The organism is Paenibacillus sp. FSL H8-0537, assembly GCF_038051995.1.
In the GTDB taxonomy this organism is placed as follows: Bacteria; Bacillota; Bacilli; order Paenibacillales; family Paenibacillaceae; genus Pristimantibacillus.
The window spans coordinates 31628-55650 of the sequence record NZ_CP150290.1 but is presented as its reverse complement, the minus strand read 5'-3'; the positions used below and the strand labels follow the sequence as shown (position 1 = coordinate 55650).

Here is a 24023-nt window from a genome sequence, read left to right as displayed (position 1 = left end):
GTCTTCACTTTGCAAGTGCGCCCGAGCCTGCTGCTACAGTACCTTGTACAGCCTTATGCTCCAGCTCATTCTGCAGCTCGGCTTTGAGCAGAAATTTCCGCCCCCGCCAGCGAAATAGAGCTAGCGCACCCCGAATGTACTCATCCAAAATCATGCAAGCATAAATGCCGAGCAGCCCCCAGCCAAGCTCGATGCCGACCCAGTAGGCGAGCGCCGTTGCAATGAGCCACATGGAGATTAGCGAGCTCCACATCGTAAACCTTGTGTCACCGACTGCATTTAGCGCATTCCCCATCGCCATATTGACCATTTTTCCTGGCTGCAAAATGAGGTTGAGGCCTAGCAGCGAGACGCCGAGCGCTATAATTTCGCGATTTTCCGTAAATAATCCGAGCAGCTGCTTGCCGAATAGGAAGATAAGCGTGGCATTGACCGTAACGATGGCAAGCCCGATCCACATGGCGCGATACGCTATGCCATACGCTTCTTTCATTCGGCCGGCTCCAAACAAATGAGCAATTTGAATTTGCACCGCCAAAGCAATGGAATACCCCAGCATGAAGCAAAACGATTCCAGTGTATTTAAATACGTCCGAGCCGCCAGCTCGGTCGTGCCGAGCATCGCCAAAAACGTATAAATAAGCAGCTGTGTAAATACCCAGCAGGACATATTGACGCCAAGCGGCCAACCGATTCGCAGCACATCACCAAACAGCTTGCGGCTGAAATTTGCAAGATCTCGAACCCGAATCGTACGTTCAAAAGCATGCATGAACATAACAAACAGCACCGTGACGGCAAGCAAACGACAGATGACCGTCGATATCGCTACCCCTTTCAACCCCCATTCCGGGAAGCCGAAGGCGCCAAAAATAAACGCATAGTTGAGAACGACATGTATAATGTTCATGCCAATGGCTGTATACATCGGTCCCTTCGTATTGCCGGTGTTCCGAATCGCCGTGCTAAGTGCTGCCATCAAGGAAATGAGCACCATGCCCCCGCCTACGATAGAAATATAAGTTTCAGCAAGCGGCATCAAATGCTCCGGCAGCTTAAGGAGCGAAGCGATTTGCCCCGGCATCGTATATAGTACGACGCTCAGCCCAATCCCGATAATGCCGCTCACACTGACCGCCATTATCGCAATCGTTCGGGCCTCCTCGTTTTTGCGTGATCCCAGCTTTTGGGCAATGAGTATGCCTGCCCCGCTGGCCACTGTAATAAACAGCGTCGTGAGCGCCTGAAACAGCTGATTGGAGAATCCTACAACGGCAACCGCCTGATCGGATATCCGGCTTACCATCAGCGTGTCTGCTGCGCCAAGCAAAAATTGTAAAAACAACTCAATAAAAATCGGCCATGCCAGCAGCCACAGCGATAATTTTTTGTTCGTTACTGCCATTTTCCTATCTCCCTCTGGAGCCAGCCTTACTCGCTCATCCGTTGCTCTTATGTCATTCGTCTTCTCAAATTATAGATGCTATACTGAGCATGATGTATCATTTTCAAAACCGAAACTATTAAAATACAAACTTCAAGACAAGGAGGAGGCACGGCCATATGACGATGATTCATTTGACGATTCCCCCGCTTCCCCATTACATTATAGGCGGTCTTTCCATCGCCCCGGCAGGACGAAAGCACCCGAGCAGAAAAAATATTGGCGTGTTCGACCTGCTCGTCGTGAATAAGGGCTGCCTTTATATCGGGGAAGAAGAGCGAGAATATGAGGTGCGTGGTGGTCATGCGCTCATTTTGCGGCCTGATGCCTACCATTACGCGACGAAGGCCTGCCAAGAAACCACGGCTTACTACTGGATACATTTTCAGACGACCGGAGCATGGAGTGTTTCAGAAAGGCTCGCCGATCAACAGCCTGGCGGCAGCAGCCTCGAGCGTATACAAAACAATAACTTTTACACGATGCCAACCTTTACAAAACAACTCCCGCAATTTGCGAGGCTGCTCCAGCCTACGCGTATGGACAGCCTGCTGCGGCAGCTCGTGCAGCTGAATACGAATGATCATATTTCCGGCGTCAAATGGAAGCAGCAGCTCGCTTTTCAAGAAATTATGGAGCAGCTGTCTGCCTCCTTGGAGGTAGCCGGACCTTCTCCCTCCGCGCATTGTGCCGAGCAAGCCGCCTCGTATTTGCGTGAGCACTACCGCGATAACATAACGGCGCAGGAGCTAAGCGAGGCGGTTAACTTCCATTCCGTCTACATTGCCAGATGCATGCAAAAAGAGTTCGGCTGCGCGCCCTTCGATTATTTAATGCGCTTCCGCTTGGAACAGGCGAAGCTGCTTCTGCTTCAAACCGACCTTGCAGTCGCCCGCATTGGCGAGGAGGTCGGCTTCAATCAGCCTGCCTATTTCACCTCCTGCTTCTCGCGCTATGAGGGGCTCTCGCCGCGCCAATACCGCCAGCGCTTCTCGCATGGCTAAACGCGCGCACCAAGCGTACACAGCAAAAATCCCCATGCCCAGCTAGTTAGCTGGACATGGGGATTTTGCTTATTCTATACACTCATCGCATGTGCGATAGGCGTTTATTACTTCGCTGCAGGCGATGCGGACGGTTCTACCGATGCGCTAGGTGAAGCCGATGCAGCCGGCTCTTGCGATGCCGCAGCATCATCAGTTGCTTTCGCATCGTCGCTTGCTGCTGGGGATTGCTCTGCACCTGGTGCAGGAGATTGCTCTGGCAGCGTAATTTTCACTTCTTGATTTTTCATATCTTCGCTCATGAAAGTGCTCATGTGGCTGTAAGCTACAGCACTCTCTACTGCTTCTTTCGTCGTATCATCAAGCTTGTCATACGTCAGCTCATCGCGTTTCTCAACCAGAATGACATGATAGCCGTATTCGGTTTCTACTGGATCGCCGATAACGCCGATTTTTTGCGTCATAGCAGCATTTTTGAAGTTTTCAACCCAGTCGCCTGGCTTTGCATTTGCATATTGGCCGCCAGACTCTTTCGATCCTGGATCATCTGAATAGACCTTAGCAAGAGCCGCCCAGTCGCCGCCTTCATCCAGCTTCGCTTTTACTTCTTTGGCGATTTTCAGCGCTTCTGCTTTCGTGCGCAGTTCCTTCGTTTCTTTCGTTTCCGGATCTGTCTCGGAAGTAGCAACTAGAATATGACGGAGCGTCACAGTCGAATATTTGGCAATATTCGTTTCGAACTCTTTCTTAAGCTCCTCGTCGGTCACTTTGGATTTCATGTGATCTACGACTACCAGCATCAGCTTCATGTAGGTTTTTACATCGCTGTTCGTGATTTTTTTCGCTTCCAGCTGCGTTTTCAGTTCGGCTTGCTGCTCCAGTGCCGCTTCAAAATCCGCAAACTGCTTGTCCGTATCTGTAGCAGCCTGCTTCACCGTTTCTTCGCTTGCTTGAGCCGCCAAAATTTTGTAAGCAATGTACTGCTGCAGCAATTGCTCCTGGAATTGTGGCAGAGCCGTTACGGACTCATAGCCTGGCTGCAAGAAATTAAATACCGCCAAATACTTGTTGAATTCAGCCTCTGTTACTTTGCCATCGCCTTTATAAGTAGCAACAGTCGCTCCTTCGCTTGTACCGCTGAACGCTGTACCGTTTCCTTCTTCTTTCTTCGAGCCGCAAGCCGCCAAAACCGACATGACCAGCACGGCCGCGACTACGAGCAGAGCCATTCTGCGCCATGTCGATTTGCGTGTGTTGTGCAACATTAATAAATCTCCTCTCAAATCATAAAGTTGATTGTATTGTAACAGATATGTGGGCCCTATTGCGAATTTACAGGAAATCAAGGAGCTGTATCCTGCAGCTCCTCCTTCACAATTCGTGCATCAGCGTAACGCTTCAAGAACTGCTCAAGCAGCAGCAGACGCTGATCCATATCCAGTCCTTTGCCTCGAAGGGTAACTACCGGATTGTCCTCCAGCGAGCTGCCTTGGTGGAAGCGATTTTCAAAATGCAGGCACAGCTTGTCGACCTGCTTTCTATCGATCCTCTTCTTCTCGGCGGCAGCATATCGAACGACGAGTTCATCATTGCGCTGGCTAATCTGCTCAATGCCATACATCGCGCCATACACCTTCAATTTTGCCACCGTCATCAGATTATCTACCGCCTGCGGCAGATTGCCGAAACGGTCGATGATTTCCTCGGTCAAATCCTCCGCCTCATCGAAGGAGCGAACGGATGCCACCTTCTTGTAAATCTCAATCTTCTGAATGCTGTCATAAATATAATCGGATGGCAGGTAAGCATCTACGCTGACATCAATGAGCGTACTGACGACTCTACTTTCCTGCACAGGAGCGCCATCGAGCTCCGCCTTGCGCTTGCCAATCTCATCGGCAAGCATTTGCGAGTACAAGTCAAAGCCGACCGACGCAATAAAACCATGCTGCTCTGCGCCCAGCAAGTTGCCGGCACCGCGAATCGCAAGGTCGCGCATCGCGATTTTGAACCCGGAGCCAAGCTCCGTAAACTCCTTAATGGATTGCAGACGTTTCTCTGCGACTTCCGTCAGCACCTTATCGCGCTGGTAGGTGAAATAGGCATATGCGATCCGATTGGAGCGGCCAACCCGTCCCCGCAGCTGATAAAGCTGCGACAGGCCCATTTTATCCGAATCATGGACAATGAGCGTATTGACGTTCGGAATATCAACGCCCGTCTCAATAATGCTCGTGCTGACCAGCACATCGGATTCGCCGTCGAGGAAGTCGAGTATCGTCTTCTCCAGCTCCTGCTCCGACATTTGCCCATGGCCGACCGCTACCTTCGCATCCGGCACCAGCTCTGAAATCAACTCCGCCATTTGGTAGATTCCCTGAACGCGATTGTACAAGTAATAGACTTGGCCGCCACGGGCTAATTCACGCTCAATCGACTCTCTGACAAGCGCAGTGTTGTATTCGACCACATACGTCTGTACTGGGAAACGATTTTCTGGCGGCGTCTCAATAACCGATAAATCGCGAACGCCCAGCATCGACATATGCAGGGTACGCGGAATCGGTGTTGCCGTAAGCGTCAGCACATCGACGTTATTTTTCAGCTTCTTGAGCTTCTCTTTATGCGATACACCAAACCGCTGCTCCTCATCGACAATCAGCAGGCCCAGATCCTTGAACACAATGTCCTGCGACAGCAGCCTGTGCGTGCCAATGACAACATCGACGGTACCGGCTTTGAGGCCCTTCATCGTATCGTTTTGCTCCTTGCGGGAGCGGAAACGACTCAGCACTTGAATATTGAACGGATACCCGGAGAAACGCTCGCGGAACGTCTCATAGTGCTGCTGCGCAAGAATGGTAGTCGGCACGAGAATCGCAACCTGCTTGCCCTCAATAGCCGCCTTAAATGCGGCCCGTACAGCAACCTCCGTCTTGCCGTAGCCCACATCGCCGCATAGCAAACGATCCATTGGCATCGGCTTCTCCATATCCCGTTTGATTTCCTCGATGGCACGCAGCTGATCCCGCGTCTCATCGTAAGGAAACATTTCCTCAAACTCGTTCTGGTAAGCGGTATCCTGTCCAAAGGCGAAGCCCGGCGCCGATTGGCGCTGCGCATACAGCTTGATCAAGTCATCGGCAATGTCCTTAACCGACGACTGCACCTTGCTTTTCGCCCTTGTCCACTCGCTGCCGCCCAGCTTATTGATCTTCGGCTCTTTTTCCTCATTGCCGACATATTTCTGAATCATATCGACTTGTTCAATCGGAACAGAGAGCTTATCTCCGCCTGCGTATACGATGTGCAAATAGTCCTTATGAATGCCCGCAATTTCCAGCGTTCCGATGCCGACATATTTGCCGATGCCATGGTTCTGATGCACGACATAGTCGCCAACCTTCAGCTCGGTATAGCTCTTGATCCGCTCGGCATTGTCTATCTTCTTGTCGATACGGCGCGCCTTGCGCTGCTTCTGGGAGAACATCTCTCCTTCTGTAATGACGACCAGATGCGAAGAGGGCAGCTCGAAACCAGATTGCAGGTTGCCTTCCAGCAGCGTAGGCGGCTCAATATTGTAATCGAACAGCACGCGGCGCATGCGCTCCATGCGTTCCGCATTTCCGGCCAGCATGAGCACGTTAGCCCCAATTTTGCGCCAGCGGTCCATCTCAGCCTTGAGCACATTCATTTGTCCGTGGAAGTTTTGCATCGCCCGGCTCGTCATATTGAGAATATTTTGCGGCTGCGAATGCGGAATTTGCCTTAAAAACAGGGATAAGAACAAGGTAGGAAACCGCTTACCATACAAAACTTCCTCCGACTTGCACGCAAGCTCAAAGCCTGGCAGCGATTTGCCGCTTTGCAGCAAATGGGTCGCCCATTCCGCCTCATCACGCTCCAGCTGCTTCGCCGTTTCGATCAAGCGGGTAGGCTCATCCATAATAAGCAGCGTATCTTCCGCCATATAATCCATAATGGTCTGGCGTTCCGGATACAGCAGGGAAATATATTTATAAATATCGGTGAAATACATATGCTCGCGCAGCTTCTCCAGTTCGCTGCCGATTTCCAAGCGAAGGCGCTCCTTCGCCGTACGATCGGACATTTTGCCAAGCTGCTGCTCCAGCAAGGCCGCCGCATGGCTAGCTGCTGATGCAAAGCGCTCTGCGCTCGCAACAATTTCCTGGCACGGCGGAACCGTATACGTCTGCATATTGCCTTGCGACCGCTGGTCAGCGGCGTCAAATGTCCGAATGGAATCGACATCATCTCCGAACCATTCAATCCGGTAAGCGGAAGCCTCAGTCAACGGGTAAAAATCGACGATTCCCCCGCGTACGCTCATTTCACCACGAGATTCAACGCGGTCTACGCGAATGTAGCCCAGCCCGGTCATTTTTCGCAGGAAGCTGTCAATCGGCAGAACATCGCCTACGCTAATCGTAATTTTCGCCTCTGCCATAACGCCGCGTACAGGCAAGTAGCGCCGCACACCGGAAAATGGCACGACAACAATCCCGCGGAAGCCTTCGGACAGCTTGATCAGCACGTCCATTCGCTGCGCCAGCGTCTCAGGACTAGAGATCGCCGATTCGGCAGCTACCAGCTCATTAGCGGGATAGAGCAGCACAGTATCCGAGGAGAAGCATTCCTGAAGATCCTCCGCAATTTTCTGCGCTGAAAACATATTATGTGTCACGACAAGCATCGGACGGTCTATCTCTTCTTTCACTGCGGCCATTAGCACTTGTCTGGATGAACCAGCAAGCCCTGATACCATTTGCTCGCGCATTCCTGAACGGATTCCGGCTATTATGGACTGCACATCCGGATCAGCCGCAAAAGCCTGTATTAACGCTTTCAATCGTCTCGGCACCCCATTTCTATAAACAGACCCCTTATAAACTCTTAAATTTCAAGCAAAACCGCCCACCTAAAAAGGTGAGCTCTACGCTTTGCATGTATGAATCGCTATCATCGAAAAGAAGCCTCAGCCAGCCGCCAAGGCCTTACATTACTTGTGAGCTCAAGGTGAAACGGCTGTCGCCGTCCTTGGTGGCGCGGCGTGTTTCATTCAATGCCCTTTACAAGCTGCTTTCAAATGACTTACCCTCTACTGCAACGGGCTCGCGATTAAGCTCAGCTCAGGATTCGCCTCTAGCGCTTCCCGGCAATAATCGCAAATCACCTTAACCGTCACGTCTCCGTGCTGGTCATACGTAATTATATCGCTGCGCTCTTCAAGGGTCAAGAAATCGAAACCGAGCTGCTGCTCGGTAATTTCGCCACCGCCTGCAATCGTCCCTATAGCCGTACGGCAGTGTTTGCAAATATAGTTTACAGCCATATGTATGCCTCCTGAAGAATGGTTATACCCTTCAGTATGCCCGGCTTTAGCCTATTTTACGCATGTTCTATAGCAGTATCGGGAAAAAGAGCCAGCACGGCATGAACAGCTTGGCCTTTTTCACCAAATTAGCGATTAAACTTCGCCATCGTCTCCTCGAACGACGCTTTCAGTGAAAACTCCGCTGCATCGCAAGCCTGATCAATCATCGTTTTCAACTGCTCCTGCTCGTTTTTCGGAAAATTGGACAACACGTAGTCGGCGATGTTGCCGCCGGGCTGCGGACGTGTAATCCCCATGCGAATCCGGTCAAACGTCTGCGTGCCTAAATGCGCAATAAGAGATTTAATACCATTATGTCCGCCGGGGCCACCTTGGAAACGAAGACGGATACGCCCAACCTCTGTATCGAGATCATCGTATACGACGAGCCCTTCGGTCACATCGGATTTAAAATAATCGATGAACGAACGCACCGACTCACCAGATAAATTCATATACGTCATCGGCTTGATCAGCACAACCTTCGTACCATTCACATTGCCCTCGCCAATCAGCGCTTTGCATTTACTTTGCGTCACTTGGATGCCCCATCGCCGTGCGAGCTCATCAATAACCATAAATCCAACGTTGTGCCTCGTGCCCTGATATTGCGATCCAGGGTTGCCGAGTCCCACAATCCATTTCATAGCGGTCTTTCACTCCTTGCTGTCTCGATCCTTATCGATTGTTATGTTCTCCATTTTACCTTATTTTCCTTCATTGCGGTCAATATATTGCAGCCCCCTTTCACAAAAAATGTTCCACGTGAAAAAAAGCCTGACCGCCAGCAGGGTCATCCCAGCAGGCCATCAGGCGGCTCATTTCACTATCGTCCCTGTAATCTTAAAGAAACAGACTGAAATTGTTTTTAGTTATCCATTCTATTCGTGTGATATATAAGTTTATAAAATTCACGCGGTCTGGTTCTTTACTTTTTTCACATACTCTATATTTATGAAACCTTGTATACATGGTTAGGTTTTAACGCTATAGGGTACCTGTTTAAAAAATCATCTAAAGTTAGCTCCTCATCAGGAAAGCTCTCCATAACTTTTTGCAAACTTATTCCTTCATACTTATTATTCCCATCATCTACAATGCAAAATATCAAGCTTCCTGATTGTTTTATTAATGTTAATAGCGCTAAGAGTTCTTTCTCATTATTTCTTCTTGCATCTGATGAATAAAAATCACATGCACACTGTCTGTTTATAGAATAATAAACATAATCCTTCATTCTCTCAGGAACGTAAGCTGTAATATCCTCTATATAAATGTTGTACTTCCTGTTGTATTCATGAAAAATATCACTATTGAGCTCATTATCCGTAGCTGCATACATGAAATAACACATAAAATTACCTCCTAAGATATCTGAATAGTCTGTGCAGCTCAAACCTACTTAGACTATTTAGATTTAGTTATAGAAGGAATGTCCTCCTACTCCTACCCCTACTCTAACAAATAATTTTGTTGCAGGTAATGAGGTTTTTTGAGAATTTGTTCGTTATTGGCACCAAGGTGAGCATTGTCATGCTCTGGATTTGAACCAAATGAAATTTGTGCTGCAATTTTTTGAGCAGCTGCACTGTTGACTGACCATACATCATTGCTTGCACCAAGCTATGATGTTGCCGCTGCAACCTATCTCACCACAACAACGTCCATTAAACATAGGGAAAATAATCCCATATCCAACCATACGAGCTACAAGAGAGGAAATGAGCATATGCGGTTATTTCGTACATTACTTATGTTTGCCATCATCACCAGCCTGATTACAGGCACGGTATCTGCCAGCGGTGCGGAAGACACTGGTTCGCAAAAGGAGACGAAACCGACGGCTGAAGCCCGCAATTATTTGTATTTGATTAAAAAGGACGGCAAATACGGCTACATTAATCAAAGCGGGAAAATCGTCATTGAGCCCGTATACGACGGCGGCTCGCGTTCCTTCTCCTTAAAGTCGAATGAACCCGTCCAAGTTACTGACAATAAACAGAAGACGATCATCTATTTTTCGGCTGAAGGAACAAAGCTTTTTGAATGCCCTCAGACGCGCTGCGTCGGCATTATGCAGAATGAGCGTGTCATATACAAGGAGCAAGTTAAGGGAGCAGATGGACAGCTGCACAAGAAGTATGGTTATTTGAATGCCAAGGGTGAAAAAATAACCGAGCCTATTTTTCATAAAGCCCGTGAATTTTCCGAAGGGCTCGCCATCGTAACCATAGGTAAAGGCAGCGGCTATATTAATACGGATGGCAAACTCGTTATTCCTTATCAATTCAGCAGTGCAACCAATTTTTCAGATGGTATGGCTTTAGTGGGCTACTTAAAAAAAAGCAAGGAAGGCGTGACAATCAAATACGGGTTTATTGATCAAACCGGAAAGCTCGTTATTCCTGCGCGCTTCAACTATGCCGATTCATTTACAGAGGGCGCTGCACGCGTGTCTTCTGGAGACACCTACGGCTTTATTAACAAGAGCGGCGAGTTTCTGTTCGAGCCTAATTACACCGCTGCTCAGCCTTTCTCAGAGGGCCTTGCCTACGTTGAACGCAACGGCAAATCCTTTTTCATTAATAAACAAGGAAAAAGAGCAACCATGAACGTAAGTTCCGGTGGCCCTTTCTCAAACGGACTAGCCCCTGTTCAAGCAGGCTCATCCTTTGGCTATATCAATCAGCAAGGTGCTTATGCGATCAAACCGACGGCTGCATATAGCTATGCCGAGCCGTTCCGGGGAGAGCTGGCTGTCGTCGAGCTCCGTGAAAATTCCAAAACGAAAACGCCTGCTATGCATGCTTATATCAATAAGACAGGCGTCATCGTTTGGAACAATATTGAAGACGAAAAATGGCGGAGCTAGCTTTCTTTTTCACCCGGATGACCGTTATGCACAAAATAGTCCTGGGCTTCCATCCACTGGCGCGCCACAAAATCACGGCCTCGGACACGCACGCCCTGCTCGTAGACTTCAATATAATAGCCTTGGCTGCCAGCCTTATGCGCATCCTCATCCGTCCATAAATACGCGACGGATGCCGCGTTGAACATGGTCGCGATCTCGCCTTGCCCATCAAACACCGTATGCGGCGCACCCAGTTCCCAGTGGGTGTGCCCGGTGAACAAAATCACCTGCGGCCAGCCGGCCAGCACCTCACGCAGCTCTTCGTCCTGATTCACGCCGTACCACTCCTGCTCCTCCAGCGATCCGGCAACGGTATTTTTCAGCGGCTGATGAAGAAATAGGAATACGGGACGCGAATCCCCGCGATGCTCCTCCAGCTTCTCTCCAAGCCATGCCAGCTGCGTGCTGGATAGCTCCGCATTTTTAGGAGTCTGTGTCTCCGACCCGAGAAAAATAAAATGGCTGCCCGCGATCCAGCGATCATAATAAACACTGTCCATTCCCGTAAAATGCTTGAAGCTTCCAAGCTCCTGCCCTTGCTCCCAATCCTTCCACGTATCATGGTTGCCAATCGTATAAAGCACAGGCGGAAGCTTGCCGTTCTGCTTCACACGCTCGACTATCGCTGAAAACTGTACATATTCCGCTTCTTCCCCATGATCCGTAATATCGCCAGCATGCATAATACCAGCGCTGCCCGAAGCTGCCGCCCGTTCCTGAATATCCATAAGCGCGCGCTCGAATTGCTGATTATGCACATGATTCGGGTCAACCGTTACATGCGTATCCGTAATGACTTGAAAAAACATCAGCGGCTCGCCGAGGTTAGGCGCCGTATCCTTTTCACACCACAAACTAACCTTCTTCATTATTAAAACTCCCTTTGCTGCATTGCTTCCTTAACCTTAGCTGCTTCGCTGCTCTAGCTCCATTAATTTCCTCTAACCGCCGCGCCATGCGCGCTAATGCTCATATTCAGTCCGACAACCCCGATGACGATGACTCCGACCCATAGCAGAGCCGAAAGCGGGATTCGCTCGCCGAACCAAATATAGCCGGCCCCTGTAATGAGCGTAATGCCTACACCTGACCATACCGCATACGCAACGCTTACATGCATATAACGCAGGGCAAAGTTCAGGCAGGTAAAGCTGCTTCCATAAAAAATAAACATAGCAATCGACGGCACCACGCGCGTAAAGCTCGCCGATAGTTTCATCGATATTGTTCCCGACAACTCCAGCACAATCGCCAGTGCCAGCCATAGATAGCCCACTATTTACTCACCCTTCAGTATGAGCTTCCTCCACAACAAGCTGCGAATAGGAAGCAATGATGACATCCGCCGAGGGAAGCACGCTCGCGGCCTGATTCGCTATACCGATACATAATGCCGCCCCTGCTGCCTGCCCCATTCTCATATCGCCATCGGTATCGCCAATAATAGCGATCGACGAAGGGACAACACCAAGCTCCTGGCAAGCCAGCTCCAGCATATCGGGAAACGGCTTGCTGCGCGGCACGAGATCCGCTCCTATAACGACGGAGAAATAGGGCAGCAGCCCCATCCACTCCAAATGCTCTCGCGCCGCTTCGGTATCATCAGCCGTGACGATGCCGAGCTTCAGCCCTGCCTTTTTGCACTGTTCAATAAAAGGGACAACGCCCGTAAGCGGGATGGCAGATTTTCGTCTTTTCAGCTCCAAATCAGCCTCTTCCTTGCTTTCCCTCACTAGCTGCATCGATTCTCCCCAAGACAAGCCGAGCTTATAGCCTTGCAAGGCTGCAATGGCATACAAGTCATTCATCGTCCCCATCGCAAGCGGACCGTTGCGGTCATACGCGCATACATTCCCAGCCGCATCAAGGCTGGTACCCCAGAGGGAGGGGAACATCCCTTTGGACAGCAGCAAGCCTTTAGCCGCAAGGCGCGCCGTATAACGACTCGCCAGCAGCTCGCTCCAATTCCCCCACATCGAGACAAAATCAATAATCGTTCCATCTTTATCAAAAAGAATGGCTTCAACGTCACAAGGCTTGCCGTCGTCAACCTTAAGGCTAGCAACTGTATGCTGCTTCCCTTGCGCTTTTTCCTGATTTCGCTGCTGTTCCTGACTTCGCTGTTGTTCCTGCTCTATGCCATCTTCCCTTCCAGCTAGACGAGCTACACGATCCATCATCGCTTATTTGCCCTTCAACGCTTTATCCAGCTCACGCTGCGCGGTTTCCTTAGCCTGCTTCAGCGCCTTCTCTGCCGAAATATTCTCGATTTGCACCTGATCAGCCGCAACAGTCAGCGCATCGCTGATTTTGCCGCCTGTCGGGTCAAGGAATGGCTTCGAGCCGTGCGACGCTTGCTGCAAAGGGACTTTAATTTGTGGATTTGTTTCGCTGAATGCCTTGAAAGCTGGATCATCTTGTGCAGATAAACGTACCGCAATGTAACCTGTGTTCATCGACCACGATGCCGTATTTTCGCTTCCCGTGAAGAACGACAGCCATTTAAAGGCCGCTTCCTTCTGCTCATCCTTCGCTTTTGCAGGAACGCCCGCCATAATTGCCCGAGCGACTGGCTTGCCTTCGCCTACGCCTTCCCAGCCCGGCTGCTGCATAGCGCCAACGATGCTGAAATCCAGATCGCCTTGGTCACCGCTTGAACCCGTATAGCCTGCCGCTTGGCCTTTCATTACATCATCAATCGTTTTATACCAGTACTCCCAGCCTTGTCCACCGGAGTGAATCGCCATCGTTTTATCTTCATGCAGCCATTTGCGGAATAAATCCCATGTCTCAATCCATTCCGGCGAATCGAATACAACCGTCTTTCCGTCATCGCTCAAAATTTTGCCGCCCTTGCTGAGCGTCGCATCAATCATATTGTCTGCGCCCCACATCGGTTCCCAGCCATAGAAGGTCGTTTTGCCGCCTTCCTTCACCGCCATTTTCTCAGCCGCTGCCGCAAGGTCCTCCCACGTTTTGATATCCTCCGGCTTGATGCCCGCTTTCTCGAAAGTGTCCAAGCGATAATACATGAGCTGAGTCGTACCATACATCGGCATAAAATACTGCTTGCCTGCTACTTGTCCTTGCTCTAGAAACGTTTGGATAAAATCCTCTTTCTTAAAATCTGGCGCAGCGGCGATATAGTCATCCAGCGGCTCAAAATACCCTTTAGCCGCCCAATCCACATTGGAGGCCAGCACCGCAGCGGGAGGCTGTCCAGCCGCAATAGCTGCCTGAAGCTTTTGCTCCGTTTCATTGTAATCCGCTTGAACTACACCTTTGACGATGACCTCGCTTTGCGATTCATTGAATTTCTTAATAATGGCTTCTACATTTTCGCCCAGCTTGCCGCCAAGGCCATACCAAAACTCAATTTGCACCGGCGCTTTCGGCGCCTCCGAGGCTGCTGCCGATTGCTGAGGCGTACTGCTGCTGCCCGCTCCACCCGTCTGCGTGCCTGCCGTCTGTCCACATGCGCTAAGCGTCACCATTGCAAGTGTGAGCGACATCGTGCTCACCCATTTCATTTTTTTCAACATGGTCCATTCCTCCACTTTTTATTATTTTAATTGCTTAAAGCTACCCCTTAATGCCAGAAGATAAGTTAACACTCTGCATAATCGTCCGCTGGGCGAACAGAAACAGCAGCAAGAGCGGAATAATCGTGAAAGAGCTTGCCGCCATAATGAGCGGCCATTTCAGCCCGTAAGCACCCCCTTCCACGAAAAAGCTGCGCAGTCCCGCCGACACGAGCTGGAGATCGGGATTTTTCGTAATAAGCATCGGCCAAAAATAATTGTTGTACTGCGAGATGAACGTAATGAGCGCAAGCACTACGAACGAGGCACGGGTCAGCGGCACCATAATCGTCCATAAAATTCGGCTGTGCGAAGCCCCATCGATTTGCCCGGCCTCCACCATCTCATGCGACACTTGCAGAAAGGCCTGTCTGATGAGAAAGATCGAGAAGACGCTGACCGCGTTTGATATAATCAGGCCCGCATATGAATCCAGCAAATAGAGCTTGGATAAAATCATATAGCTGGGCAAATACACCGCTGTGCTTGGAATCATGTAACCGAGCATAATAATGCTGGTCAAAAAACCTTTTAACCGAAATCTCATATGGGTCAAAGCGTAAGCCATCATCGCTGAATTAATAATTTGCAAAAGGACAATGGCGCCCGCAACCATTACGCTGTTGGCAATGTATTGACCGAAGGGTGCTGCAAGCCACGCCTCCACATAATTGCTCCATAACGGCACCTCCGGCCATAATGTCGGTGGAAACTGCCAAATCTCATCGTTTGTCTTCAGCGCGCTTGTCATCATCCAATAGAATGGAAATGCCATTGCGAGCGCAATAGCCAGCAAGCTAATATGCCGCAGCGCCAGCCCTGCTTGGTAAACAGCCTTCATAACTCCAAATTCCTCCCTATTAGCTAGTTGTAATGCACCATTTTGCGGCTGACCGTGAAGGATAGAACGGACAATAGAACGCAAATGACGATCATAACGATAGAAATCGACGACGCTTCGCCAACCTGGAATGATTCGAAGGCCGATTGGTAATACAGATACAGCAGCGTCCGAGTCGAGCCTGATGGACCGCCCTGCGTCAATACATTAATGGAATCGTAAGCCTGCAGCGCCTCGATCGTCTGCACAACGAACAGGAAGAACGTTGTTGGCGAGATAAGCGGCAGCGTTACGTGCAGAAATTTTTGAACAGCCCCTGCTCCATCCAGCCCTGCCGCCTCCAGCATATCCGTCGGTACACTTCGCAGCGCTACAATGTAGAAGATCATCGCCCATCCAACCGATTTCCAGATGCCTACCAGCAGCACCCCGACCAATGCCCATTTGGGGTCTTGCAGCCAGCCAATTGCCGGAAGCCCAATCGCCCCTAGAATCGTATTGCCAAGCCCCACCTTAGGCTCTAATATCCATGACCAGACGATTGACACGGCCACCGTTGGCGTTACCCAGGGCGCAAATACCAGCGTCCGATACAGAGCGGAGCCCTTAAGCGAGCGCCCCAGCAGCAGCGCCAGCCCCAGCCCGCCTGCCATAATAGGCAGCACACTGCCGAGACAGAATAGAAGCGTCACCCTCAGCGACTGGTAGAAGGCGGGATTTTGCAGCAAATATACATAATTGTCCAAGCCGACGAACAGCTTATCCGGACTCATAAAGTCCCATTCCACAAAGCTCAAATAAAAGACATACACCAGCGGCGCCAGCCAGAAGACCGTAATCGGAATCATTGCCGGCAGCGTAAACAGCACTGCTTTTAACTCGTTCAACCATCCTGTCCGTTTCAACACCTAAACTCTCCATTCAATAAAAATTTAATTAATGACCCATTTAGCCGTTTTACCGAAATAAAAATCTATGAATTCAATATTTATTGTATACTCATTATGTCGTAGAACTATTAACGCATCGTCATCACCAGCTTAATTTCTTGTAAAGATACAAATATAAAGCTGGATTTTTAAGAGTTCGCTATAATATGGACAAGAGGCAGACGGGAGAAATGGAGGATGGTTATGCCAGACCATACGGAGGAGCAGGAAACGCAGCGGCTGGCCTTGCGCCAAACGATGATTGACGCAATCGCGCAAACGATGAATTTATACGGGGCGAACTATTCGTTCGGACAATTATATGGCATTATGTTTTTCGAGGATAAGCCGATGACGCTCGATGAGATGAAGGCGCATATGAATATGAGCAAAAGCAACATGAGCTACGCTGTGCGCTCGTTAATGTCATCGCAAATGATTATGAAGCTGCCAGAGAAGCGGGAGCGGCAGGATCTGTATCAGGCGGAGACCGATTTTTTCAAAACGTTCCAAAACTTTTTCACCTCAAAGCTTCAGCACGAAGTGGATGTCATGACAGAAGCGGCCGAATCGACTATTCCGCTGCTCAGCGAGCTGATTCTGGACATGAAGACGAGCGAGGAGGAGCGTATGCGCTGCCTGGAGGATTTGCAGAAGCTGCGGCATGCTGTGCAATATTACGCTTGGCTCCAGCAATTCGTGGACCAGCTCAAGGCGGGAGCCTTTTTTGAAAAAGGTAACTGAGCATGCCCTACGTCTCAATGTTGGCGTCGCGAGGCGCTGCCATCCATTGCATTGACGCTTGAGGGCAACTACCTTAACGGACAAACAAAAAGCGGCCCCATGCAAATGCATGGAGCCGCTAGCCGCTTTTATCGTGTGGCAACGTTTCTTCAATACCTATATAATAATGATCCAGCAGAAGCTGCCGGTCGCGCTTGTCCTACCCGTTACGAGCTAGGAGCTGCGAGCCTGCAGGCTACGAGCTGCTGCCAACCTCTTTCGCATCCTCGGAGCGTACCTCGTGAGCAAACGACTCGGCTGCCGATTCCGCTGCTTCCTCTTCGGAAATTTCCTTCTGAGGAGCCAGCACGGTCACAACGACCTGCTCGGGATCGGACTTCACTTCTACACCGCTCGGCACCTCGATATCGCTGACGAGCAGGTTGCTGCCCATCTCCAAATCCGCCACGTTCAGCTCAATGGAATCCGGAATGCTGCCCGGCAAGCACTGCACCTCAAGCTCATGGAGCATCACCTGCAAAATGCCGCCTTCCTTCACCCCGTTCGCTTCACCCAGGAAGTCGATACGAACCTGCGTCTTCACTTCTTCATTCATGTTAATTTGATGAAAATCCACATGCAGCACTTGGCGCGATACCGGATCACGCTGTACATCCGTTATCATAACCGGCTTTTTGCCATGGGATGGAATATTCAGTTCCAGTACGGCCTTTGGATGCGAACGGAGCAAAGCCAGCAATTCTTTCTCTTCAAGCAAAACAGATGTAGATTGGGACAGCTGTTTGCCATATACGACGGCTGGCACTTTGCCCCGCTGTCTCAGGGAGCGCAGCTCACCGTTTGTAAGAGCAGTTCTTGTTTCGGCATTCATCGAGTTAGACATCATGGAAACCTCCTAGAAAAGTGATATTCCATATAGCTTTACCCTATTTAGCCAAAAAATAAACAAACCTGAACGGTGCTTCCTTTTTTAGGGCAGCTTTTGAGGCAGCTTTCGCGTCGCCGTGATATACAATCAACCCTTCTTGCTCTTATCCTTCTTCGCTTTCGCACGATTACGAATCTTCTCGGCGTAGCCTTCCTTGTTCTCCTGACGGGCACGCGCAACCGCTAGATCGCCTGCTGGCACATCCTTTGTAATCGTCGAGCCAGCAACGACAAAAGCGCCGTCGCCAATCTTCACAGGAGCAATTAAATTAACGTTGCTGCCGACAAACGCGCCATCGCCGATTTCCGTCACCGACTTATTGAAGCCGTCGTAATTGACCGTTATCGCGCCGCAGCCGATGTTCACGTCTTTACCGACTACTGCATCGCCCACATAGCTCAAATGCGATACCTTGCTGCCGTCGCCAAGCGTAGCATTTTTCAGCTCGACAAAATCGCCGATTTTGCAGTCTTCGCCCAGCTTGGAGCCGGGACGCAAATTCGCGTATGGCCCAACCGAGCTTTTATTGCCGACTTCTGATTCGGCGATAACCGAATATTTAACGCTAACGCCGTCTCCGATGACCGAATCCTGAATATCCGCATTTGGCCCAATGATGCAATCCTCGCCAATAACCGTAGAACCGCGCAGCACTGTGCCTGAGTATATAACCGTGTCGGCACCAATTTGCACATCTGCTTCTATATAAGTTGATGCTGTATCAATAATCGTAACGCCTTCAATTAAATGCTTGCGGTTAATGCGCGCCCGCATCAAGCCTTCCGCTTCAGCAAGCGCTACACGGTCATTAATGCCGATCGCTTCCGCCGTATCCTCTGTGCAATAGCCTTGAACGGACTCGCCCGCCTGGCGGAATATGCCAATGACATCGGTCAAATAAAACTCGCCTTGGGCATTATTGCTTGTTACCTTGGCTAGCGCCTCGAACAGCTTGCGGTTATCAAACACATACGTACCCGTATTAATTTCCTTCGTCGCTGCTTCCTCTGGCGTGCAATCCTTCTGCTCGACGATTCTCTCAACCTCGCCGCTCTCGCCGCGAATGATCCGGCCATAGCCTGTCGGATCAACGAAAGAAGCCGTCAGCACCGTTGCCGCCGCTCCGCTCGACTGCTGCAAAGCCAGCATCGCCTGAATCGTCTCTGCACGCACCAGCGGCGTATCGCCGCAAATAACGATCGTTTTGCCGTCTTCTGCGCCAATCAGCGCTTCAGCTTGACGCACCGCATGGCCCGTACCTAGCTGCTGTTCCTGCAGCACATATTCCGCCTGCTCGCCCAAATAAGCTTTAACCGTCTCTGCGCCATGGCCAACGATGACAACCGTCCGCTCGCTAGCCGCCTGTTTTACCGTATCCAGCACATGGCCTACCATCGGTTTGCCACATACGTGATGAAGCACTTTATATCGTTTGGATTTCATCCGCTTGCCTTGACCTGCTGCAAGCACAATCGCCATTACTTTCAATTGCTATTCCTCCCAAGTTAAAAGTCTAGTGAGCACAAGCGCCTGCAACATGAAAACCGCTTTTCTCTACCAGGCTCTGAATCTTTGTTGTCCTATTATATATATGGCCTGCCGCATCCATCTATCTACAAGAATATATCCCATCTTGGGCAAAAAGAAAAGGGAGCCCCCTTGGCCCCCTTATCTCCTCATGCAGATACTGATTTTTGCCCTTTAACGAAGCTGCTATTAAGCACCCTCTTCAATGGCCACTTCTTCTTCCGTTGCAGCGCGCTCGTACTCAGCGAGTACGGCAGCTTGAATTTTCTCCCGAGTGGTCGAAGAAATCGGATGAGCGATATCTCGGAATTCTCCATCGGGGGTACGCTTGCTCGGCATTGCAACAAACATTCCATTGTTTCCGTCGATTACACGGATATCGTGAACGACGAATTCGTTGTCAATCGTGATGGAAGCAATAGCCTTCATGCGACCTTCCGAATTGACACGGCGGAGTCTTACATCAGTAATTTGCACTTGTGTTCACCACCTTTGCCTATCTGGGACTTGGTGTAATATTCCACATTTTTGTGCCAATTCCTTCTCCTATTTTGGAAAAAACATGCATATTTTTAAAAAAATTTTCTATTTGAATTTTATCTGACGCTATTCGACAGGAATCGCTGCAATCACTTCAATTTCGACAAGGACATCCTTCGGAAGCCTTGCTACTTCTACTGCGGAACGTGCTGGTTTGTGGTCGCCAAAGTAAGAAGCATACACTTCATTCATCGCCACAAACTGGTTCATGTCCTTCATAAAGACAGTTGCCTTCACTACATTTTGCAGTGTTGCTCCTGCTTCGGCAAGCACAGCCTCCAGGTTGCGGAATACTTGGTTCGCCTGCACCGTAATATCGCCCGTCACAAGCTCGCCAGCTGCGTTAAGCGGAATTTGCCCCGATGTAAAAAGAAGTCCTCCAAGCTGAATCGCTTGTGAATAAGGTCCGATAGCGGCAGGCGCCTTATCTGTTGCAATAACCTTCGGTTCTAAATGCTGTGACATCATTTATTCCAACCCTTCTTTAGTAATAATCGTTATTCTGTGCGAAAATAATTGCCTGGTATGACTGTCGTCTGCTTGGTCTTCAAATCTACGGCCGTCAGCTTCGCTAACGACACATAATCTTCAAGCAGTCGTTCTTCGAGCTCCACCTCGCCCGATTCTACAAAGACGCCAACGCCGGCAACGGTCGCCTTGAATTCAAAGAGCAGATCCATCATCCCTTGAATGGTGCCGCCTGCTTTCATGAAGTCATCAATAATAAGCACGCGGGACTGCTCCTTAAGTGCCCGCCTAGCAAGCGACATCGTCTGAATGCGTTTATTAGAGCCAGAGACGTAATTGATGCTAACCGCAGAGCCTTCCGTCACCTTATTATCTCGGCGTACGATAACGACGGGCAGATTCAGGCAGGCAGCCGTTGCGTAAGCGAGCGGGATGCCCTTCGTCTCTACCGTCATAATGACATCAATTTTCCTCGCGGCAAAAGCGGTCGCAAACATGCGGCCGATATCAGCCAGCAGCTCAGGCTGGCCAAGCATATCCGTCATATACAAATAACCGCCAGGGAGCACCCGTTCAGGCTGCTCCAGCTGACGGCAAATATTATTCATAATGTCGCGTGCATCAGAGGCATGCATCTTCGGTGCGAACTTTACGCCGCCTGCGGCGCCCGCAAGGGTGTTAAGCTCGCCAATGCCCTCTTCTTCAAATACTTCTTTAATGATCGCCAGATCCTCGCTAATCGATGATTTGGCTGACTGATAGCGGTCCGCAAAAGCTGTTAGCGAGATTAACGTATGTGGGCGACTTAGCAGGTATTGCGTCATCTCTACCAGTCTTGCGCTGCGTTTTAACTTTTTCAAGGAATTCTCCCCCTGCTAAAATCCGAATATTATAATGTTAATATAACATTTTTATACGGATTTAATCAAGGAAAACGTCACTTTTATGTTAGCATTCTTACCACGTAAACTTCCTTGCAAAAACCGCGCAGCCCATTATAAATACGCGGAAGCTTACCTTCTTTCGATACTAGCCCGAATACCGTCGGCCCGCTGCCTGACATTAACACGCCATCCGCTCCGAGACGAATCATGCTTTCCTTGAGCTGGCGCACCTCCGGATATAGATCAAGCGTTACCGATTCCAGCACATTGCCAAGTCCCCCACACACATCGGCGAAGGAACCGCGCTGAATAGCTGACACCATGTCGGCAGCAGACGGATGCTGGTCAATGCCCGCTACTCGAAACTTGCCATACACGTCTGCAGTGGAAACATTGATTGGGGGCTTCGCAAGGACGACCCAGCACTGCGGCGGACTTTCGATCGGCTCCAGACGCTCGCCGCGTCCGGTAGCGATGGCAGTCCCGCCGGTTACGCAGAACGGAACGTCGGAGCCAAGCTCCGCTCCAAGCGTGCACAGCTCTTGCTCAGGGATGTTCAGCTGCCACAGCCTGTTCAGCCCTCTAAGGGCTGCTGCCGCGTCGCTGCTGCCGCCAGCAAGGCCAGCGGCAACCGGAATCTTTTTGTCCAAATGAATATATACACCTTTACGCACATCATAGCGGTCTTTAATAAGCCGCGCTGCCTGAAACGCCAGGTTCTTCTCATCTAAAGGTATGTAGCCGGCCTGGCTCGATATGATAATCGTGTCGCGCGGCAGCTCCTGCATTTCGAGACGGTCTGCAAGGTCTACCATCGTCATGATCATCTCGACCTCGTGGAAGCCATCTTCACGCTTGCGAAGCACATCGAGCAACAAATTGATTTTAGCCGGAGCTTTTTCATAAATTTTCATCCTAAGCTCTCCCGTTCCTATCATTAACTTATCCAATATTATAGCAAACGGGCAGAAGAAAAGCTAAGAGTCCTGCCGCTCATATACAGAGCGGCGACTCTTAGCCGATTATTGCCGTTTTTGCGTTGCATTCCAGGTGCCCAGTTAAGGGCGATTGATTCCATTTGCCGCGGCTTGCTCCGCCATCTGGATCGCCCGCTTGACCATATTGCCAGCATCTTTGGCGCGAATGCCGCCCCAGCCTTCTTTTTGCACCGTATCATAAAAACCTAGATCCTTTGCCAGCTCATACTTCAATTCCTCGGACATTACACTGCGTCTTCTACGGCTCATGCGTGAGGTCCTCCCATGCTGCTGAATTGGTTATGCCCCCTTAGTATGCGACAACCCAGCCGCCCTATACGCTTGACCACCAACCGACCGCTTCCAGCTTGGAAAATGAAAAAAAACGCGAAGAACTGTCGTCTCCGCGTTTAGTATAGCCTACCGGCATCTATAGATCTGATGTTATGTCTGGGTAATTCGGACTTGACCTTCATCATTGCATACGGTCACTTCCACCGACTCCGTCAGTATATCCGCATAACTGTAGGAAACACGCTTGAATGACTGCGATTCCTGATCCAGTTTAACAATGAAAACAGAAGGGTAGGTTTCTTCCAACACACCGGTGCGCTCAACGGTCTTACGACGACCGCCATTTGCTCGCAGACGAATCTTGGAGCCCACATGAGCTTCCAAATTGCGTTTTATATCCAGTAGGGCATTTTTTGCCATTGTCCACTACCACCTCTTTCCTTGTCCATTATAACAAAATGGAGAGGGGTTGTCAAACAAAGCAAAATATTATATCAGTCAACTTATTTAATTGTCAACGGTGTTTTCATCCATTTTTATCATTCCATGAATAATTTATCGAAAAATTATAAAATCAATGGAGCCGAGAACGGTTGCGAGTCTCAACTGCACTCGGCCATTTGTTAAGAAATGCTTTGCAAGGATGACTCTGCTGCCTTAATTTTAGGCTTTGGCAAGCCAATGCGGTACCTTCCCAGCGTCTCAATGCCGCCTACGCCATCAATACCGCTGATCGTGCCATGAATGACATCTGCCAGGTTAATGGTATCGCGTATGGACGTATAGCTTGCTTTGATTGCAATGTATACCGGGTCTAACGCATGAATCAAAATTCTCCCGGGCGAGCTTGCGAAGTTCGAGCCGGCTTGCAGCAGCGCTTCAAAATGCGACTGGCACGCTCCTGCAATGACGACAAGGCCGTCGCGATTCTTCTCGTAATCCCGCGCTACGCGGACCGCGTTATAGAAGCTCTGCGAGTTTTTATAGCTGCTCAGGCTGTGTAGATCTGCTTCCAGCCTTGTTTTCAGCACGCCGTCATGCCCCGTAATGACCACAATGTCCGGCTTCACTTGAGGCAGCAGCCGATAAAGCAAATCAGCCATTTGTGACTCATGCGCATGCACGCCATGCGCCGGTACGTTCATCGTCTGGTACAGCTGCATGCTTTTACGCAAATAATTGCCGTCACCGTCCAAATGCAGCACTTTGCCGGGCACCTCGAAGAAAGGCTGGCTTTGTGGCATCGCATGCCGAATATCCGCCTTCACCTGAACGGCCATTTGCTCATGCTGCTGACGTATGCGGCTGAGCGAGTCATTTACTTTCACTCGGACCAGCTGCGTAGCTTTTTCTTTCTTTGGATCGCGAACAACCGATAAATCAGGAATCGGTGCATCCGCAAGCAATCGGTAATCCGTGCCTTTCAACAGGGCATGATCCGTTCGAACAGCTTCTACGCGGAATAGCACGTCACCGCCATACGATTTGCGGACGACCAGCTCCCCTTGCTCCATAGGTAAATCACCTCTTCGTCTATCCTATGGGCAAATGGC

Annotated in this window: 24 protein-coding genes; 3 read left to right on the top strand and 21 right to left on the bottom strand. The window is 50.0% G+C overall.

The window, feature by feature from the left end; genetic code table 11:
- Positions 1 to 4 precede the first annotated feature (4 nt).
- A complete protein-coding gene (locus MHB80_RS00275; protein ID WP_341280323.1) occupies positions 5 to 1405 on the bottom strand; it encodes an MATE family efflux transporter in 1401 nt (466 codons plus the stop codon).
- A gap of 158 nt (positions 1406 to 1563) precedes the next feature.
- On the opposite strand from MHB80_RS00275, the gene MHB80_RS00270 reads away from it, so the two are divergent.
- The gene (locus tag MHB80_RS00270; protein ID WP_341280322.1) at positions 1564 to 2448 is read left to right on the top strand and encodes an AraC family transcriptional regulator; all 885 of its coding nucleotides are present in this window, start codon (positions 1564 to 1566) and stop codon (positions 2446 to 2448) included.
- A gap of 107 nt (positions 2449 to 2555) precedes the next feature.
- On the opposite strand, the gene MHB80_RS00265 is transcribed toward MHB80_RS00270, so the two are convergent.
- The 5 genes from MHB80_RS00265 to MHB80_RS00245 form a co-directional block, all read right to left on the bottom strand.
- A complete protein-coding gene (locus tag MHB80_RS00265) occupies positions 2556 to 3713 on the bottom strand; it encodes a peptidylprolyl isomerase (RefSeq protein WP_341280321.1) in 1158 nt (385 codons plus the stop codon).
- Between the two features lie 77 nt (positions 3714 to 3790).
- A complete protein-coding gene (gene mfd / locus MHB80_RS00260; RefSeq protein ID WP_341280320.1) occupies positions 3791 to 7318 on the bottom strand; it encodes a transcription-repair coupling factor in 3528 nt (1175 codons plus the stop codon).
- Between the two features lie 249 nt (positions 7319 to 7567).
- Positions 7568 to 7801, bottom strand: a complete 234-nt coding sequence (locus MHB80_RS00255; RefSeq protein WP_341280319.1) for an anti-sigma-F factor Fin family protein — start codon at positions 7799 to 7801, stop codon at positions 7568 to 7570.
- A gap of 128 nt (positions 7802 to 7929) precedes the next feature.
- Positions 7930 to 8490, bottom strand: coding sequence for an aminoacyl-tRNA hydrolase (pth, locus tag MHB80_RS00250; RefSeq protein WP_341280318.1), 561 nt, complete (start codon positions 8488 to 8490; stop codon positions 7930 to 7932).
- A 305-nt stretch (positions 8491 to 8795) separates the two neighbouring features.
- Positions 8796 to 9197, bottom strand: a complete 402-nt coding sequence (locus MHB80_RS00245) for a hypothetical protein (RefSeq protein ID WP_341280317.1) — start codon at positions 9195 to 9197, stop codon at positions 8796 to 8798.
- 237 nt (positions 9198 to 9434) lie between these two features.
- Here MHB80_RS00245 and MHB80_RS00240 point away from each other — a divergent pair, with 237 nt between their 5' ends.
- On the top strand, positions 9435 to 10715 hold the full coding sequence (locus tag MHB80_RS00240) for a WG repeat-containing protein (protein ID WP_341280316.1): 1281 nt from the start codon (positions 9435 to 9437) through the stop codon (positions 10713 to 10715).
- Here MHB80_RS00240 and MHB80_RS00235 read toward each other — a convergent pair.
- The 6 genes from MHB80_RS00235 to MHB80_RS00210 form a co-directional block, all read right to left on the bottom strand.
- Positions 10712 to 11626, bottom strand: a complete 915-nt coding sequence (locus tag MHB80_RS00235; protein WP_341280315.1) for a metallophosphoesterase — start codon at positions 11624 to 11626, stop codon at positions 10712 to 10714. The two genes, MHB80_RS00240 and MHB80_RS00235, sit on opposite strands and share 4 nt — an antisense overlap.
- Positions 11627 to 11688: 62 nt before the next feature.
- A complete protein-coding gene (locus MHB80_RS00230) occupies positions 11689 to 12033 on the bottom strand; it encodes a multidrug efflux SMR transporter (protein ID WP_341280314.1) in 345 nt (114 codons plus the stop codon).
- 7 nt (positions 12034 to 12040) lie between these two features.
- Positions 12041 to 12937 (bottom strand): HAD family hydrolase, encoded by an 897-nt coding sequence (locus tag MHB80_RS00225; RefSeq protein ID WP_341280313.1) that lies wholly within the window; start codon positions 12935 to 12937, stop codon positions 12041 to 12043.
- 3 nt (positions 12938 to 12940) lie between these two features.
- On the bottom strand, positions 12941 to 14299 hold the full coding sequence (locus tag MHB80_RS00220) for an ABC transporter substrate-binding protein (RefSeq protein ID WP_341280312.1): 1359 nt from the start codon (positions 14297 to 14299) through the stop codon (positions 12941 to 12943).
- Between the two features lie 40 nt (positions 14300 to 14339).
- Positions 14340 to 15179 carry a carbohydrate ABC transporter permease gene (locus MHB80_RS00215; RefSeq protein ID WP_341280311.1) on the bottom strand — a complete coding sequence of 280 codons (840 nt, stop codon included), beginning with the start codon at positions 15177 to 15179 and terminating at the stop codon, positions 14340 to 14342.
- Between the two features lie 23 nt (positions 15180 to 15202).
- Positions 15203 to 16027: a sugar ABC transporter permease gene (locus MHB80_RS00210; RefSeq protein ID WP_341282811.1), complete on the bottom strand. Its 825-nt coding sequence runs from the start codon at positions 16025 to 16027 to the stop codon at positions 15203 to 15205.
- A 285-nt stretch (positions 16028 to 16312) separates the two neighbouring features.
- Between MHB80_RS00210 and MHB80_RS00205 the strand changes: the two genes are divergently transcribed.
- Positions 16313 to 16852 (top strand): transcriptional regulator, encoded by a 540-nt coding sequence (locus tag MHB80_RS00205; protein WP_341280310.1) that lies wholly within the window; start codon positions 16313 to 16315, stop codon positions 16850 to 16852.
- Positions 16853 to 17087: 235 nt separating this feature from the next.
- Here MHB80_RS00205 and MHB80_RS00200 read toward each other — a convergent pair whose 3' ends face one another.
- From MHB80_RS00200 to yabG, 9 genes are all read right to left on the bottom strand, one after another.
- On the bottom strand, positions 17088 to 17738 hold the full coding sequence (locus tag MHB80_RS00200; protein ID WP_341280309.1) for a 50S ribosomal protein L25: 651 nt from the start codon (positions 17736 to 17738) through the stop codon (positions 17088 to 17090).
- A 129-nt stretch (positions 17739 to 17867) separates the two neighbouring features.
- Positions 17868 to 19268 (bottom strand): bifunctional UDP-N-acetylglucosamine diphosphorylase/glucosamine-1-phosphate N-acetyltransferase GlmU, encoded by a 1401-nt coding sequence (gene glmU, locus MHB80_RS00195; protein ID WP_341280308.1) that lies wholly within the window; start codon positions 19266 to 19268, stop codon positions 17868 to 17870.
- A gap of 228 nt (positions 19269 to 19496) precedes the next feature.
- A complete protein-coding gene (gene spoVG, locus MHB80_RS00190) occupies positions 19497 to 19784 on the bottom strand; it encodes a septation regulator SpoVG (protein ID WP_020620824.1) in 288 nt (95 codons plus the stop codon).
- A 129-nt stretch (positions 19785 to 19913) separates the two neighbouring features.
- Positions 19914 to 20312 carry a RidA family protein gene (locus MHB80_RS00185; protein ID WP_099521529.1) on the bottom strand — a complete coding sequence of 133 codons (399 nt, stop codon included), beginning with the start codon at positions 20310 to 20312 and terminating at the stop codon, positions 19914 to 19916.
- 32 nt (positions 20313 to 20344) lie between these two features.
- Positions 20345 to 21175 (bottom strand): pur operon repressor, encoded by an 831-nt coding sequence (gene purR, locus MHB80_RS00180; RefSeq protein ID WP_341280307.1) that lies wholly within the window; start codon positions 21173 to 21175, stop codon positions 20345 to 20347.
- Positions 21176 to 21258: 83 nt separating this feature from the next.
- Positions 21259 to 22113, bottom strand: a complete 855-nt coding sequence (ispE, locus tag MHB80_RS00175; RefSeq protein ID WP_338553799.1) for a 4-(cytidine 5'-diphospho)-2-C-methyl-D-erythritol kinase — start codon at positions 22111 to 22113, stop codon at positions 21259 to 21261.
- 144 nt (positions 22114 to 22257) lie between these two features.
- Complete coding sequence (locus tag MHB80_RS00170) at positions 22258 to 22446, bottom strand: small, acid-soluble spore protein, alpha/beta type (protein WP_056034932.1); 189 nt, start codon at positions 22444 to 22446, stop codon at positions 22258 to 22260.
- 174 nt (positions 22447 to 22620) lie between these two features.
- A complete protein-coding gene (locus MHB80_RS00165) occupies positions 22621 to 22890 on the bottom strand; it encodes a Veg family protein (protein WP_056034935.1) in 270 nt (89 codons plus the stop codon).
- Between the two features lie 203 nt (positions 22891 to 23093).
- The gene (gene yabG, locus MHB80_RS00160) at positions 23094 to 23984 is read right to left on the bottom strand and encodes a sporulation peptidase YabG (protein WP_341280306.1); all 891 of its coding nucleotides are present in this window, start codon (positions 23982 to 23984) and stop codon (positions 23094 to 23096) included.
- Positions 23985 to 24023: the final 39 nt, after the last annotated feature.